This is a genomic window from Pseudomonas sp. DWP2-2 (assembly GCF_049897065.1).
GTDB classification, from domain to species: domain Bacteria; phylum Pseudomonadota; class Gammaproteobacteria; order Pseudomonadales; family Pseudomonadaceae; genus Aquipseudomonas; species Aquipseudomonas paracarnis.
The window spans coordinates 446740-460449 of sequence record NZ_JAFCVN010000002.1 but is presented as its reverse complement, the minus strand read 5'-3'; the positions used below and the strand labels follow the sequence as shown (position 1 = coordinate 460449).

Below are 13710 nucleotides of genomic sequence, written 5' to 3'. Positions count from 1 at the left end.
TTAGCCTCATAGGGTCGAGTTCTACAGCAATTATAAGGTCAGCCGCGACTTGATCGAGTTGCGCAACCTGGCCCAAGTGGCCGAGCTGATGATCCGGTCGGCCATGGAGCGCAAGGAAAGCCGCGGCCTGCATTACACCCTCGACTACCCACAGATGCTGCCCGAAGCCCGGGACACTATCCTGGTGCCAACCACCTACGGCGGCTGAACTTCAGGCGTACCCGCAGGCGCCGGTGCACATCGGCGGCCTGCGCATCCTTTGGCACGCAGATGGACCGCACTCGCCGTTCACCCTGCACTCGGTAACGCAACACCACGATCAGCGGCAACGCCAGGCTGTCGGGCCGCAGCTGCACTGGGTGCCACCCGCGTGCGGCGCTCCATAACTGCCAGCCATCGTCGTCACGGCGCAGGCCACGAATCGACGAACGGTGAGTGAGCAGGATTTGCCGCGGTAATACCCAGGCACAATGAGCCAGGCATAGCAGGATGCCAAGGCTTGAATAAGGCAGGTCGAGAGCCAGCAGGCTGCCCAGTGCGACCAGCTGGGCAAGCACATAGGCCGCCAGCAACAGCCGTGAGGCCTGCCAGCAGCATTCGAAACGATTACTTGGGCTGGACACGATCCAGGATCATCCGAACCATGCGCTGCAGCTCCGGGTCTTCGGATTCGGCGCGCTCCATGAACCAGCCAAACATGTCCTGGTCTTCGCACTCGAGCAACCTGACGTAGAGGTCGCGGTCCACCTGATTGAGCGTCGCATACACCTCTTTGGTGAAAGGCACCAGCAACACATCCAGCTCCAGCATACCGCGACGGCTGTGCCAGTAGAGGCGATTGATTTCTACATCTTCGACCATGGAGCCCTCCTAAAATAGAGCGCAAGTATACAGCCCCGACGACACTGGAACAGTCGGCTTTGGTCGCCCTATATGGAAACTATGCATTTGCCGGACGCCCCTCTATGATGCACCCCATGACTTTTTGACCTGCGATGACCCATGGCTGACTCCGCTTTTTTCTGCCCCCTGTCCCACGAAGGCGTTCTCGCCGTCCGCGGCTCTGATGCTGCCAAGTTCCTGCAGGGCCAACTGACCTGCAACCTCAATTACCTGAGTGATACCCAGGCCAGCCTGGGCGCGCGCTGCACGCAAAAAGGCCGGATGCAGTCGAGCTTCCGCATCCTGCTGCAGGGTGATGGCGTGCTCCTGGCCATGGCCACCGAGTTGCTTGAGCCGCAGTTGGCGGATCTGAAAAAGTACGCGGTGTTCTCCAAATCCAAGCTCACCGACGAAAGCGCTGCCTGGGCGCGCTTCGGCTTGGCGAACGCAGACGCGGCCCTGAGCGCCCTGGGCCTCGCGCTGCCGGTCGAGACGGATAGCGTGGCACGCAACGAGGCATTGATTGCCGTCCGCGTTTCCCCGGGCCGTGCCGAACTCTGGGTACCTGCCGAACACGCCGACGCCGTGCGCAGCCAATTGGCCGCGCAGTTGCAACAGGCTGACTTGAATGCCTGGTTGCTTGGTCAGATCCGTGCCGGTATCGGCCAGGTGATGCCCCAGACGCGCGAGCTGTTCATTCCGCAGATGCTCAACCTGCAGGCCGTGGGCGGCGTCAGCTTCAAGAAAGGCTGCTACACCGGCCAGGAAATCGTCGCGCGCATGCAGTACCTGGGCAAACTCAAGCGGCGCCTGTATCGCCTGAGCCTGGAGGCCAACGAGCTTCCCGAGCCAGGCACTCCGTTATTTTCCCCGAGCCATAACAGCGCGATCGGGGAAGTGGTCATCGCAGCAAAAGCCGACCAGTCGATTGAACTTCTCGCCGTGCTGCAAGCCGAAGCTGCCGACAGTGGCGACGTGCGCTTGGGCACCCTCGAGGGCCCGGGCTTGAATCTGCTTGACCTACCCTACCAACTGGACCGTGACCGCGAGATCCAGCGTTAATCGCCGTACTTTTTGCAGCACCCTAGAGAGCATGAATGAACAAGCTGGCGGAAAAAGTCCAACAAGCGTTGGTAACGGCCATCGACAACGATGACCTGGTTCTGCCGACATTGCCGGAGGTGGCCCTGAAAATTCGCCAGGCCGCCGAAGACCCGGACATCAGCATCAGCCACCTGAGCAAAGTGATCAGTCGTGACACGGCCCTGTCGGCGCGCCTGATCAAAGTGGTCAACAGCCCGTTGCTACGGGCCAGCCAGGAAGTCACCGACCTGCACACCGCCATCACCCGGCTCGGTACCAACTACAGCAGCAACCTGGCTATCGGCCTGGTGATGGAGCAGATCTTTCACGCCCGCTCCGAGGTGGTCGAACAGAAAATGCGCGACGTGTGGCGCCGCAGCCTGGAGGTGGCAGGCGTGAGCTACGCCTTGTGCCGTCGCCACAGCCAGCTCAAGCCAGACCAGGCGGCGCTGGGTGGCCTGGTGCATCAGATCGGCGTGCTGCCGATCCTCACGTACGCCGAGGATCACTATGAGCTGCTGGCCGACCCCGTCAGCCTCAACCACGTCATCGACAGCATCCACCCGGTGCTGGGGGACAAGCTGCTGCGGGTCTGGGACTTCCCTGAGATGCTGGTGAACGTGCCGGGCCAATACCTGGACCTGACACGCGACTCTGCAAGCCTGGACTACGTCGACCTGGTGCAGGTCGCCGCGCTGTACTGCCACCGCGGCACCGACCACCCTCTGGGAACCGTGCCGATTACCGCCTTGCCGGCCCTCATGAAGTTGCGCATAGACCTGCACAGCGACGCCCTGCGCAGTGAACTGGACGAAGCGCGCTCGATGTTTTACTGATCAACCCGCGATAAAACTCACGCGTACCTTTAGCCCCGCCAGCTCGCCATCATGCAGGCTGATCTGCGCCAGGTGCGCACGGCAAATCTCCCCGACAATCGCAAGCCCCAAGCCCGACCCCATGCCCTGCTGGCTGCGTCGATAAAAGCGTTCGAACACCCGGTCCCGCTCATCCAGTGGGATGCCTGGGCCGTCATCCTCGACTTCCAGCACCGCTGGGGCCTTCACTCGCAGAATGACGTTGCCGCCGGGCGGGGTATGGGCCAAGGCGTTATCCACCAGGTTGCTCAGCAGCTCATTCAACAGCGTTGGTTCGCCGCGCAGCCATACCGGCTCGTCGGCCTCCAGTGCCAGGGCCACGCCCCGCGCGTGGGCCAGCGGCGCCATGGCCATACCGAGCTCACGGGCCAATTGGCTTAAATCGAGCAGTTGCGCACCGCCTTCGGCAATGGCGCGGGCACCGTTTTCGATGCGGGCCAGGGACAACAATTGATTCGCCAGGTGCGTCAGGCGGTCGGTGCCCTGGGCGGCCGTTTCCAGGGTGCTGCGCCAGGTGGCTGGTTCTTCGGCACGCAGGCCCAGTTCCAGCCGGGCCTTGAGCGCCGCCAGGGGCGTGCGCAGCTCGTGGGCAGCGTCGGCAATAAACTGCGCCTGGCGCTCGAACTGCCCGCGCAAACGTTCGGTGAAATGGTTGAGCGAGCGCACCAGTGGGCCGAACTCATCCTGAACTTCCACTAATGGCAGAGGCCGCAGGTCATCAGGCTGGCGCTCTTCCACGGCCGTACGCAGGCGTTCCAGCGGGCGCAGTGCGGCGCTCACCGCGAACCACACCAGCAATAACGCACCGATGGCGAGCATGCCCAGACGCAGCAGGGTATCGGCCATCAGGCTGCGGGCCATGGCCACCCGGGCTTCGTCGGTCTCCGCAACACGAATTTCGGCCATGCCGTTCATGTTCGGTTCCGAGACGGCCTTGAGCAGGCTCACCACGCGCACATGCTGGCCCAGGTACATGGCGTTATAGAACCGCGCCAAGGCTGGATAATCGTCGGTGCGGGGCGTGCCAGGCGGCGGGCCAGGCAGGTTTTCGTAACCGGAAATCAGTTTCTGATCAATATCATTGACCTGGTAATAAATGCGCCCGGCACTGTCGTAGGCAAAAGTGTCCAAGGCCACATAGGGCACATTGGCGCTGAGGGTGCCGTCCACCTGGGTCAAGCCGGCGGCAATGGTGCGTGCCGAGGCCAGCAGCGTGCGGTCATAAGCGGTGTCGGCGGCTTCGCGACCGTTCCAATAAGCGCTCATGCCGCTAGCGAGCATCAACAACACCAGCAATAACGCAAGGTTGCACAGCAAGCGCCAGCGCAGGCTGCTGGGCTTATGCATCACGGGCTTCCAGCAAATAGCCAAGGCCCCGGAAGGTGACGATGGCGATGGGTTGGCCATCGAGCTTCTTGCGCAGGCGATGCACGTAGATTTCGATGGCGTCGGGGCTGGCCTCCTCGTCCAGGCCGAATACCTGGGACGCCAATTGTTCCTTGCTCATCACGCGCCCCGGCCGGGCGATCAACGCTTCGAGCACCGCTTGTTCTCGGGAGGTCAAGGTCATCAGCTCGCCTGCGACCGTGAAGCGCCGGGTGTCGAGGTCGTACACCAGCACACCGCAGGTTTGCTGACGCTCGCCGCCCAGCACGCTGCGCCGCAACAGTGCCTTGACCCGTGCTTCGAGTTCCGTGAGTTCAAACGGTTTGGCCAGGTAGTCATCGGCGCCCAGGTTCAGGCCGTGCACGCGGTCTTTTACATCACTGCGAGCAGTCAGCATCAGCACCGGCAGGTTTTTTCCACGTGCCCGCAAACGTGCGAGCACCTCGAAACCATCCAGGCGCGGCAACCCTACGTCCAGGATCACCGCGGCGTATTCCTCGCTGCTCAAGGCCAGGTCCGCCGCCACGCCGTCATGCAACACATCAACGGTCAAACCCATGCTCTTGAGCGCTTGGGCCACGCTTTCGGCGAGCTGCAAATGGTCTTCAACCAGGAGGACACGCATGGATTTCTACCTCGTTCAGGGGTGGTCGACGCCACGCTTTGCCCGGCAGTTTACAGCCGCAACCTGGCCTGTGAAGCCCGAAAACATTGAAAGGCGATTGAAAGGTTAGTGAAAGCTTCGCCCTTTAGCATCCAACCACGGTGGTCTATGCCCGCCGAGTTGCCTGACCCGTAGCGCCCGAAAAACGCCTCGAAGCGTTTTCGCCAGAATAAGAACAATAACGGAGTACACCACGATGCTGTCGACCCAGCCACAGGCTTGCCCGCCTGTTCGTTCTTCCCGCCTGACCCACACCGCCCTCGCCAGTGCCGCTGCCCTTGCCGGCTTTTCGCCGCTCAGCCAGGCTGCCTTCTTCGAAGACAGTAGCGCGACCCTGGAAACCCGCAACATGTACTTCAACCGCGACTTTCGCGACGGTACCAGTGCCCAGCAATCCAAGCGCGACGAATGGGCCCAGGGCTTCATGCTCAACGTGCAATCGGGCTACACCGACGGCACCGTCGGCTTTGGCGTGGATGCGCTGGGCATGCTCGGCGTCAAGCTCGACTCCAGCCCCGACCGCACCGGCACCGGCCTGCTGCCGACCCACGATGACGGCCGCGCCGCCAACGAGTACTCCAAGCTGGGCCTGACCGGTAAAGTGAAAATCTCCGCCACCGAGCTGAAGATCGGCTCGCTGATCCCCGAACTGCCGATCCTCAAGCCCAACGACGGGCGCATCCTGCCGCAGACCTTCAACGGTGGCTTGATCACCTCCAAGGAACTCAAGAACCTGGTATTCACTGGTGGTCGCCTGGACAAAGCCAAGGACCGCGACGACACCAACTACGAAGACATCGCGCTCAATAACAAGAACAGCCGCTTCCTCAGCGGTGCCACCGGCAAGCACTTCAACTTCGGTGGCGTCGACTACAAGTTCGCCGACAAGATCACCGGCAGCTACCACTTCGCCCAACTCGACGACGTGTATCGCCAACACTTCCTCGGCATGGTCGCCTCACGCCCGATGGGCCCTGGCACTTTCGCCGCCGACCTGCGACTGGCAATCAGCGATGACACCGGCTCGGCCCGCGGCGGCAATATCGACAACACGTCCCTCAACGGCCTGTTCAGCTATGCCCTCAATGGCCATAAGCTCAGCGCCGGCTACCAGCACATGTCCGGCGACAGCGCCTTCCCGTATGTGGATGGCAGCGACCCGTACCTGGTCAACTTCGTGCAGATCAACGATTTTGCCGGCGCCGAAGAACGCTCCTGGCAGGCACGCTACGACTACGACTTTGCCAAGCTGGGCATTCCTGGCTTGAGTTTCATGAGCCGTTACCTCTCGGGTGACAACATCAAGCTCAAGAACGGCGAGACCGGCAAGGAGTGGGAACGCAACAGCGAGATCAAGTACGTGGTGCAAAGCGGCACGTTCAAAGATGTGGCCGTGCGCCTGCGTAACGCCACCTATCGTTCCAACTATTCGGCCCGTGACGCAGATGAAATGCGCTTGCTGGTCAGCTACAGCGTCGCACTTTGGTAGTAACCCCCTCATAACAAAAACGATGGAGATCACCATGACCCTTTCACTGCGTAAATTTGCCCTCGCCGCTGGCTGCATGCTGTTCGCCGGCCAACTGCTGGCCGCCGACGAACCCAAGCGTCCGGAATGCATCGCCCCGGCCTCCCCAGGCGGCGGTTTTGACCTGACTTGCAAACTGGCGCAAAGCGCGCTGGTGAACCAAAAGCTGCTGACTAAGCCGATGCGTGTGACCTACATGCCAGGCGGCGTGGGCGCGGTAGCCTACAACGCGGTCGTCGCCCAGCGCCCTGCGGATGCGGGCACGTTGGTCGCCTGGTCGAGCGGTTCGCTGCTGAACCTGGCCCAGGGCAAGTTCGGCCGTTTTGATGAAAGCGCCGTGCGCTGGTTGGCGGCAGTGGGCACCAGCTATGGCGCCATCGCGGTGAAAAGCGACTCGCCCTACAAGACCCTCGACGACTTGGTCAAAGCCCTGAAGAAAGACCCAGGCAGCGTGGTGATCGGCTCCGGCGGCACCGTCGGCAGCCAGGACTGGATGCAAACCGCGCTGATCGCCAAGGCCGCTGGGATCAACCCGCGCGAACTGCGTTACGTCGCCCTTGAGGGTGGCGGTGAAATCGCTACGGCTCTGCTGGGGGGGCATATCCAGGTGGGCAGTACCGACATCTCCGACTCCATGCCGCATATCCAGAGCGGCGATATGCGCCTGCTGGCGGTGTTCTCCGAGCAACGCCTGGATGAGCCGGAAATGAAGGATATCCCGACCGCCAAAGAGCAAGGCTACGACATCGTCTGGCCGGTGGTGCGTGGCTTCTACCTAGGGCCAAAGGTCAGCGATGCCGACTACGCCTGGTGGAAAGACGCCTTCGACAAACTGCTGGCTTCCGAGGAGTTCGCCAAGCTGCGTGACCAGCGCGAGCTGTTCCCGTTCGCCATGACGGGCCAGGAGCTGGACACCTACGTGAAGAAACAGGTGGCTGACTACAAAGTGCTGGCCAAAGAGTTCGGCCTGATCCAGTAATCGCCCCTCTTTTGTGTAATGCCCCTGTAGGAGCGAGCGTACTCGCGAAGAACCCAAGGACATCCACGTGCGTCCAGAGAGCACGCGTTATCGTTGACGTTTTTCGCGAGCAAGCTCGCTCCTACAAGAGGGGCCTTGGAGTTTTCTATGCTCTTACAACGCATTTTCGCTGCCGTGCTATTGCTGGCCTGTATCGGCCTGGCGCTGATGGCCTGGCCGTATCAGGCGGCTTTTTCCTACGAACCCGTAGGGCCAAGAGCCTTCCCCCTGCTGTTGCTCGGGCTGATGGGCCTGGCGCTCATCTACATGATGATTCGCCCGCAGGCGACCAAACACACTGACGATGAACCCGCGCTGGATCAACCCACGTTGATCAAGATCGGCATCTGTGTGGCCCTGCTGCTGGTGTTTGCAGGCACATTCGAATCCTTGGGTTTCATTCTCAGCAGCATGCTGATCGGTATTCCGATGGCACGGCTGTACGGCGGCCGCTGGTTGCCCAGCGTGGTGATCATCACCTTGATGAGCGTCGGTCTTTATCTGCTGTTCGATAAAACCATGGACGTACCGTTGCCCCTCGGCCTGCTCGACGTTCTGGAGAACTGATATGGATACTTTTGGCTATTTGGGCCAGGGTTTCGGCGTTGCGCTGAGCCCCTATAACCTGGTGACCGCGTTGTGCGGCACCCTGATTGGCACCGTGGTCGGCCTGTTGCCGGGCCTGGGCCCGATCAACGGCGTGGCACTGCTGATCCCCATCGCCTTCGCCCTGGGCTTGCCGCCAGAGTCGGCGCTGATCCTGCTGGCAGCCGTGTACCTGGGCTGCGAATACGGCGGCCGCATCAGTTCGATTCTACTGAACATCCCGGGCGAAGCCTCCACCGTCATGACCACCCTCGACGGCTACCCGATGGCCCGCAAAGGCCTGGCTGGCGTGGCACTGTCATTGTCGGCCTGGAGTTCGTTCATCGGCGCGTTTATCGCCACCTGCGGCATGGTGCTGTTCGCCCCGCTGCTGGCCAAGTGGGCGATTGCGTTCGGCCCGGCGGAATATTTCGTCCTGATGGTGTTTGCGATTGTCTGCCTGGGCGGCATGGCCGGTGACAAACCGCTGAAGACGTTTGTTGCCGCGCTGATCGGCTTGTTCCTTTCCTGCGTGGGCATCGACGCCAACAGCGGTGTGTACCGCTTTACCGGCGATAATATTCACCTGACCGACGGTATCCAGTTCGTGGTCCTGGTGCTCGGCCTGTTCTCCATCAGCGAGATTCTCCTGCTGCTGGAAAAAACCCACCGTGGCCAGGAAGCAGTGAAAGCCACCGGGCGCATGATGTTCAACGCCAAGGAAGCCTTGTCGGTGCTCACTGTGAATCTTCGTTGCGGCGTGTCGGGCTTTATCATCGGCGTGTTGCCGGGCGCTGGTGCAACCATGGCCTCGGCCGTTGCCTACATGACCGAGAAACGCATCGCAGGCGCCAGCGGCAAATTCGGTCAGGGCGACATGCGCGGCCTGGCCGCCCCAGAAACCGCGATCGGCGCATCGGTCTGCGGCGCCATGGTACCCATGCTGACCCTCGGCGTTCCTGGCTCGGGCACCACGGCGGTGATGATCGGCGCCCTATCGCTGTACAACATCACCCCCGGCCCACTGCTGTTCCAACAGCAACCGGACATTGTCTGGGGCCTGATCGCCTCGTTGTTCATTGCCAACATCATGCTGGTCGTGCTCAACATCCCGATGATCCGCATCTTCACCCGTATCCTCGCCGTGCCGAACTGGGCGCTGGTGCCGGTGATCGCCATCATTACCGCGATTGGCGTGTACGCCGTGCATGCCACCACCTTCGATCTGTTCCTGATGATCGCAATCGGCATCTTCGGCTACATCCTGCGCAAGCTGGACTTCCCGCTGTCACCGCTGCTGCTGGGCTTTATCCTCGGCGGCCTGATGGAGCAGAACCTGCGCCGTGCGCTGTCGATCTCCAACGGTGCGCTGGAAATCCTGTGGTCGAGCCCGATCACCTTTGGCGTCTGGGTGCTGACCGCAATCATGCTGCTTGTACCGCTGCTGCGTATCTGGCGTAAACGCGTGCAACAGCGTCGTGCCCTGGCCGATGTCTGAGGTCACCTTTAAACATTGGTGGGGAACACCGCTGGTCGGCCTGGCCGGCGGTTACCTGGCAAGCCTGGTCGGCTGGCCTTTGCCGTACATGGTCGGCTCGTTGCTGGCGATCATCCTGGTGCGCTGCCTGACGCCCTGGCATTTGGCAGAGATTCCCGGCGGGCGCAAATGCGGCCAATGGGTGGTGGGCATCGGCATCGGCCTGCACTTCACCCCGGTGGTGATCGAGCAGGTGATGAGCCACTTCGGCCTGATTTTCTTCGGTGCACTGGTCACCAGCTTGTCGAGCGTGGTGGGCGTGTGGTTGATGCGCCGCAGCGGTGAAGACCGCGCCACGGCGTTTTTCTCCAGCATGCCGGGCGGTTCCGGGGAGATGGTCAACCTCGGCGCCCGCAATGGCGCGGTGCTCAGCCGGGTTGCGGCCGGGCAAAGCCTGCGTGTGCTGGTGGTGGTGCTGTGCGTGCCAGCGATCTTCAAATATTTGCTCGGAGGCGGCGCGCCGCAGTTCCATCCGGCGCCCGTGGACTGGGCGTGGCTGGCCGTGCTGTTTCCGGTGGGTGCGCTGGTTGCCTGGGGCTGGCAACGCTTGCGCCAACCCAACCCTTGGCTGTTCGGGCCATTGCTGGTGAGCGCGATCGCCAGTGTAACCTGGGATTTACACATCGGCCTGCCAGACGGCGGCAGTCAGATCGGCCAATGGTTGATCGGCAGCGGTTTGGGCTGCCACTTCAATCGGCAGTTCTTCCGTCGCGCGCCATCGTTCATGGGCCGCACCTTGATTGGCACGGCATTGACCATGCTGCTGGCGACGTTAGCGGCGGTGGGCTTGAGCGCCCTCACTCACCTCGACCTGCGATCACTGACGCTGGGCATGATGCCAGGCGGTATCGCTGAAATGAGCCTGACAGCTGAAACCCTGCAACTGTCGGTGCCCTTGGTGACGGCGATGCAGGTGATGCGCTTGTTGTTCGTGCTGTTTTTGGCCGAGCCTTTGTTTCGGCACTGGAACCGTCAGCCAGCCCCCCGCTAAAACCTCCCACATGTTGAATGTGCCAGGCCTCACACCGGTGGCAAACGCCACTCGATGGGGGCCTCGCCATTCTGCTCGAGAAACTTGTTGGCCCGGCTGAAATGCCCGCAGCCCAGAAACCCGCGATACGCCGACAACGGCGACGGATGCACCGAGGTCAGCACCAGATGCTTGGTGGCGTCGATGAGCTTCTGCTTGCTCTGAGCATGGGCGCCCCACAGGAGGAACACCAGGTGAGGCTGATGCTCGCTGACTACCTCGATAATCCGATCGGTGAAGAACTGCCAGCCCTTGCCGGCATGGGCGTTGGCGTTGGCGCGCTCCACGGTCATGGTGGTGTTGAGCATCAGCACGCCCTGGTCGGCCCAGCTTTGCAGGTAGCCGTGGTTGGGGATGTCGATGTTCAGGTCGCGCTTGAGCTCTTTATAGATATTGACCAGCGACGGCGGTGCCGGCACGCCCGGTTGTACCGAGAAGCACAAGCCGTGGGCCTGGCCAGGGCCGTGGTACGGGTCTTGTCCGAGAATCACGACCTTGACCTTGTCCAGCGGCGTTGAGTTGAGCGCGTTGAAAATCAATGGGCCGGGGGGGTAGATCTCTTTGCCAGCGGCATGTTCCTGGCGCAGAAACTCGCGCAATTGCGCCATGTAGGGCTTCTCGAACTCCTCCCGCAGGGCGTGTTTCCAGCTGGGTTCGAGTTTGATACGGTCGCCATCGGTCATAGTTGAATTGTCTTGTAAAAAAGAATGAGGCGAACCCTAGGAAAGCCGACCCCGCTTGTCAATTGATCTGACACAGCACCGGCACTTTCCCACGAAGGGATCATACTCATCCTTCACCTTCTCGATTGAGGCCACGATGAACCTGCATTTCGAAGAACTGACCGGCAGTGGCGGCGCTCGCATCGGTATCGCCAGCCTGGACGCGCCAAAGTCCCTTAACGCCCTCTCCCTGCCGATGATTCTGGCCCTGGATGAGCGCATGGAGGCCTGGGCCAAAGACCCGCAGATCGTCTGCGTGCTGCTGCGCGGCAACGGCCCCAAAGCTTTTTGCGCCGGTGGCGAAGTGCGCAGCCTGGCTCAGGCTTGCCGTGAACAGCCGGGCGAAGTTCCGACCCTGGCCGCGCAGTTTTTTGCCGCCGAATATCGTCTTGACTACCGCCTGCACACCTACCCGAAGCCGTTGATCTGCTGGGGCCACGGTTATGTATTGGGCGGCGGCATGGGCCTGTTGCAAAGCGCCGCCGTGCGTATCGTTACGCCAAGCAGTCGTTTGGCCATGCCCGAAATCAGCATTGGCTTGTACCCGGATGTGGGGGCCAGTTGGTTCTTGTCCCGCTTGCCGGGCAAGCTCGGCCTGTTCCTGGGCCTCACCGGCGCCCATATCAACGGTCGCGACGCGCTGGACTTGGGCCTGGCCGACCGTTTCCTGCGTGATGACCAGCAAGACGATCTGCTCGATGGCCTGCTGCAGCTGAACTGGCAGGAACAGAGCGCGATGCAACTCAACAGCTTGCTCAAGGCCCTGGCGCAGGAGGCAAACAGTGATCAACCCGAAGCGCAATGGCTACCGCGCCGCTCACAGATCGACGAATGGCTTGATGTAGGAGATGTGCGGTGTGCCTGGCGCGCCTTGAGCCTGCTGCGCGACCACAGCGACCCGCTATTGAGCCGGGCCGGCAAAACCCTCAGTGAGGGCTGCCCACTGACGGCGCATCTGGTGTGGGAACAGCTCCAGCGTGCCCGTCACCTCTCATTGGCCCAGGTGTTCGAGATGGAATACACCCTGAGCCTCAACTGCTGCCGTCATCCGGAATTCGCCGAAGGGGTTCGGGCGCGCCTGATCGACAAAGACCAGGCGCCTCGTTGGCACTGGCCGGATATCAACACACTCCCGGAAACGGTGGTGCAGGCGCACTTTGACAAGGCCTGGGAAGGTAGGAATCCTCTGGCGGATTTATCTGACTACTGACAGGTCTGTACGCTTGTCGTTGACCTTGAAAGCGCAATTGTCCGGCTGGCTGTCCTCGCACGTATACACCGGCAACTCGAACGCATCGGGCTGCAGCCTCCAATACAAGGTGCTGGTCAACGACATGTTGATAACCTCATTTCCGCTGCTTGGCCTCAACGCTACAACACCGTTCCAACTGGTGCGGTAGATGCACTTGTCCATGTAGCCGTTTCCTCTCTCCTCGCCGTCGCCCGGCATGAAGATTGCGCCAATGAACCCGTCGACAACACCACGCGACGCTACCTTCGGGCTTTGCCAGCGCAGGCCATTGTCCTGGGCGCGATAATGGCCGTCTGCATACGCGACCTGCGACGGATAAGGACAGCCTTGCTCCGCTCTTGCCGATGCAATGAAGCAGCTCATCAGCAGGAGCACGCAAATCAATTGTTTGAACATAGGGTTTCCATCTGCTCAGTCTCACCACGCAAAAGCACAAGGCTCCTCGTTAGTGAAGTACAGCTAGCGCCTCAAAGATAGCTGTTAAATCTGACAGTACGGACATACGGTACCTATAAAAAACGGCGCATGATGCGCCGCTTGTTTTTCAAGATATTTAACGGTGACCGCCGCGGCCACCTCCGTGGTCGGAACCGCGTCCACGCCCGCCATTGCCCCAGCGGTCGCCCCACCCCTGGTTTGGGTAGGGCCGGTACCCGGCGCGGGGGTAATAGCGCGGGGCCGGTTGGTAGTAGCGCGGCGCCGAATAGTAGCGAGGCTGTGGCGCATAGTAGCGAGGCGCTGGCGCGTAATAGCTGCGCCCAGAAGGGTAATAACGCGGGCCGCCGTAGTAATAGGCTGGCGCCGGCGCGGTGTAGACCTCGGAGCGATAGTAGGAAGCGCCTCCATCGTAATAGGGCACGCAGGCTGAAAGGGTCAGGCCGAGCAAAGCGATGAGCAGCAGTCGTCGATACATGGCGGCCTCCTGGACCGCGGAAGAGCTCCTCCAGCGACGCTGGCGAGCGGCATTCAGCTTTCACTGAATGACGAAACATCTGACATCAAAAACCGAATCTGGTGCGTTCGTGACACAAGTGGAAACACCTGTTTCAGACGAAGTGAAAGCCCGTCAAAACGCCATGATGATGGAATGCCGCGCAGCCGCGCTGTATCGTGCAACAACTAACGCGCCCTACCCGATTTCCTTCTGA

At 61.3% G+C, this 13710-nt stretch carries 16 protein-coding genes and 1 pseudogene; 10 read left to right on the top strand and 7 right to left on the bottom strand.

What is annotated here, in order from left to right; translation table 11 throughout:
- Positions 1 to 16: 16 nt before the first annotated feature.
- Positions 17 to 208 (top strand): annotated as a pseudogene (locus tag ACP7CZ_RS06120) (L-aspartate oxidase); the annotation flags it as partial.
- On the opposite strand, the gene ACP7CZ_RS06115 reads toward ACP7CZ_RS06120, so the two are convergent.
- Together ACP7CZ_RS06115 and ACP7CZ_RS06110 are read right to left on the bottom strand one after the other, a co-directional pair.
- Positions 177 to 623 (bottom strand): protein YgfX, encoded by a 447-nt coding sequence (locus ACP7CZ_RS06115; protein ID WP_054897611.1) that lies wholly within the window; start codon positions 621 to 623, stop codon positions 177 to 179. The pseudogene ACP7CZ_RS06120 and the gene ACP7CZ_RS06115 overlap by 32 nt on opposite strands.
- A complete protein-coding gene (locus ACP7CZ_RS06110) occupies positions 607 to 861 on the bottom strand; it encodes a succinate dehydrogenase assembly factor 2 (protein WP_003189444.1) in 255 nt (84 codons plus the stop codon). Before ACP7CZ_RS06110 ends, ACP7CZ_RS06115 begins: the two co-directional genes overlap by 17 nt.
- Before the next feature lie 141 nt (positions 862 to 1002).
- Here ACP7CZ_RS06110 and ACP7CZ_RS06105 point away from each other — a divergent pair, with 141 nt between their 5' ends.
- Together ACP7CZ_RS06105 and ACP7CZ_RS06100 are read left to right on the top strand one after the other, a co-directional pair.
- Positions 1003 to 1944, top strand: a complete 942-nt coding sequence (locus ACP7CZ_RS06105) for a YgfZ/GcvT domain-containing protein (protein ID WP_054897612.1) — start codon at positions 1003 to 1005, stop codon at positions 1942 to 1944.
- Positions 1945 to 1979: 35 nt separating this feature from the next.
- Entirely contained in the window at positions 1980 to 2801 is an 822-nt protein-coding gene (locus ACP7CZ_RS06100) for an HDOD domain-containing protein (RefSeq protein WP_034126564.1), read from the top strand.
- Here the strand turns inward: ACP7CZ_RS06100 and ACP7CZ_RS06095 are convergent, their stop codons facing one another.
- Positions 2802 to 4187: a sensor histidine kinase gene (locus ACP7CZ_RS06095; RefSeq protein WP_054897613.1), complete on the bottom strand. Its 1386-nt coding sequence runs from the start codon at positions 4185 to 4187 to the stop codon at positions 2802 to 2804.
- Positions 4180 to 4851, bottom strand: coding sequence for a response regulator (locus ACP7CZ_RS06090; RefSeq protein ID WP_014717358.1), 672 nt, complete (start codon positions 4849 to 4851; stop codon positions 4180 to 4182). Before ACP7CZ_RS06090 ends, ACP7CZ_RS06095 begins: the two co-directional genes overlap by 8 nt.
- A gap of 235 nt (positions 4852 to 5086) precedes the next feature.
- Between ACP7CZ_RS06090 and ACP7CZ_RS06085 the strand changes: the two genes are divergently transcribed.
- The 5 genes from ACP7CZ_RS06085 to ACP7CZ_RS06065 all read left to right on the top strand — a co-directional run bounded on the left by ACP7CZ_RS06085 (position 5087) and on the right by ACP7CZ_RS06065 (position 10549).
- Complete coding sequence (locus tag ACP7CZ_RS06085) at positions 5087 to 6379, top strand: OprD family porin (protein WP_054897614.1); 1293 nt, start codon at positions 5087 to 5089, stop codon at positions 6377 to 6379.
- Positions 6380 to 6407: 28 nt separating this feature from the next.
- Positions 6408 to 7397 (top strand): Bug family tripartite tricarboxylate transporter substrate binding protein, encoded by a 990-nt coding sequence (locus tag ACP7CZ_RS06080; protein ID WP_161793218.1) that lies wholly within the window; start codon positions 6408 to 6410, stop codon positions 7395 to 7397.
- A gap of 147 nt (positions 7398 to 7544) precedes the next feature.
- Positions 7545 to 8003 (top strand): tripartite tricarboxylate transporter TctB family protein, encoded by a 459-nt coding sequence (locus ACP7CZ_RS06075; RefSeq protein WP_003189430.1) that lies wholly within the window; start codon positions 7545 to 7547, stop codon positions 8001 to 8003.
- Position 8004: 1 nt separating this feature from the next.
- Entirely contained in the window at positions 8005 to 9519 is a 1515-nt protein-coding gene (locus tag ACP7CZ_RS06070; RefSeq protein ID WP_003189428.1) for a tripartite tricarboxylate transporter permease, read from the top strand.
- Positions 9512 to 10549, top strand: a complete 1038-nt coding sequence (locus tag ACP7CZ_RS06065) for an AbrB family transcriptional regulator (protein ID WP_054897616.1) — start codon at positions 9512 to 9514, stop codon at positions 10547 to 10549. Before ACP7CZ_RS06070 ends, ACP7CZ_RS06065 begins: the two co-directional genes overlap by 8 nt.
- A 29-nt stretch (positions 10550 to 10578) precedes the next feature.
- Here ACP7CZ_RS06065 and ung read toward each other — a convergent pair whose 3' ends face one another.
- Entirely contained in the window at positions 10579 to 11271 is a 693-nt protein-coding gene (gene ung / locus ACP7CZ_RS06060; protein WP_020301023.1) for a uracil-DNA glycosylase, read from the bottom strand.
- Between the two features lie 136 nt (positions 11272 to 11407).
- On the opposite strand from ung, the gene ACP7CZ_RS06055 reads away from it, so the two are divergent.
- Positions 11408 to 12520: an enoyl-CoA hydratase/isomerase family protein gene (locus ACP7CZ_RS06055; RefSeq protein WP_054897617.1), complete on the top strand. Its 1113-nt coding sequence runs from the start codon at positions 11408 to 11410 to the stop codon at positions 12518 to 12520.
- Here ACP7CZ_RS06055 and ACP7CZ_RS06050 read toward each other — a convergent pair.
- Together ACP7CZ_RS06050 and ACP7CZ_RS06045 are read right to left on the bottom strand one after the other, a co-directional pair.
- A complete protein-coding gene (locus tag ACP7CZ_RS06050; RefSeq protein ID WP_054897618.1) occupies positions 12506 to 12958 on the bottom strand; it encodes a DUF3757 domain-containing protein in 453 nt (150 codons plus the stop codon). The two genes, ACP7CZ_RS06055 and ACP7CZ_RS06050, sit on opposite strands and share 15 nt — an antisense overlap.
- Positions 12959 to 13115: 157 nt before the next feature.
- Positions 13116 to 13475, bottom strand: coding sequence for a hypothetical protein (locus ACP7CZ_RS06045; protein WP_054897619.1), 360 nt, complete (start codon positions 13473 to 13475; stop codon positions 13116 to 13118).
- 67 nt (positions 13476 to 13542) lie between these two features.
- Between ACP7CZ_RS06045 and ACP7CZ_RS06040 the strand changes: the two genes are divergently transcribed.
- Positions 13543 to 13710, top strand: a complete 168-nt coding sequence (locus ACP7CZ_RS06040; RefSeq protein ID WP_155718216.1) for a hypothetical protein — start codon at positions 13543 to 13545, stop codon at positions 13708 to 13710.

Coding starts and splice junctions, on each gene's coding strand:
- ACP7CZ_RS06110 (WP_003189444.1), bottom strand. CDS start 861: ATGGTCGAAGATGTAGAAATCAATCGCCTCTACTGGCACAGCCGTCGC.
- ACP7CZ_RS06105 (WP_054897612.1), top strand. CDS start 1,003: ATGGCTGACTCCGCTTTTTTCTGCCCCCTGTCCCACGAAGGCGTTCTC.
- ACP7CZ_RS06100 (WP_034126564.1), top strand. CDS start 1,980: ATGAACAAGCTGGCGGAAAAAGTCCAACAAGCGTTGGTAACGGCCATC.
- ACP7CZ_RS06095 (WP_054897613.1), bottom strand. CDS start 4,187: ATGCATAAGCCCAGCAGCCTGCGCTGGCGCTTGCTGTGCAACCTTGCG.
- ACP7CZ_RS06090 (WP_014717358.1), bottom strand. CDS start 4,851: ATGCGTGTCCTCCTGGTTGAAGACCATTTGCAGCTCGCCGAAAGCGTG.
- ACP7CZ_RS06085 (WP_054897614.1), top strand. CDS start 5,087: ATGCTGTCGACCCAGCCACAGGCTTGCCCGCCTGTTCGTTCTTCCCGC.
- ACP7CZ_RS06075 (WP_003189430.1), top strand. CDS start 7,545: ATGCTCTTACAACGCATTTTCGCTGCCGTGCTATTGCTGGCCTGTATC.
- ACP7CZ_RS06070 (WP_003189428.1), top strand. CDS start 8,005: ATGGATACTTTTGGCTATTTGGGCCAGGGTTTCGGCGTTGCGCTGAGC.
- ACP7CZ_RS06065 (WP_054897616.1), top strand. CDS start 9,512: ATGTCTGAGGTCACCTTTAAACATTGGTGGGGAACACCGCTGGTCGGC.
- ung (WP_020301023.1), bottom strand. CDS start 11,271: ATGACCGATGGCGACCGTATCAAACTCGAACCCAGCTGGAAACACGCC.
- ACP7CZ_RS06055 (WP_054897617.1), top strand. CDS start 11,408: ATGAACCTGCATTTCGAAGAACTGACCGGCAGTGGCGGCGCTCGCATC.
- ACP7CZ_RS06050 (WP_054897618.1), bottom strand. CDS start 12,958: ATGTTCAAACAATTGATTTGCGTGCTCCTGCTGATGAGCTGCTTCATT.
- ACP7CZ_RS06045 (WP_054897619.1), bottom strand. CDS start 13,475: ATGTATCGACGACTGCTGCTCATCGCTTTGCTCGGCCTGACCCTTTCA.
- ACP7CZ_RS06040 (WP_155718216.1), top strand. CDS start 13,543: ATGACGAAACATCTGACATCAAAAACCGAATCTGGTGCGTTCGTGACA.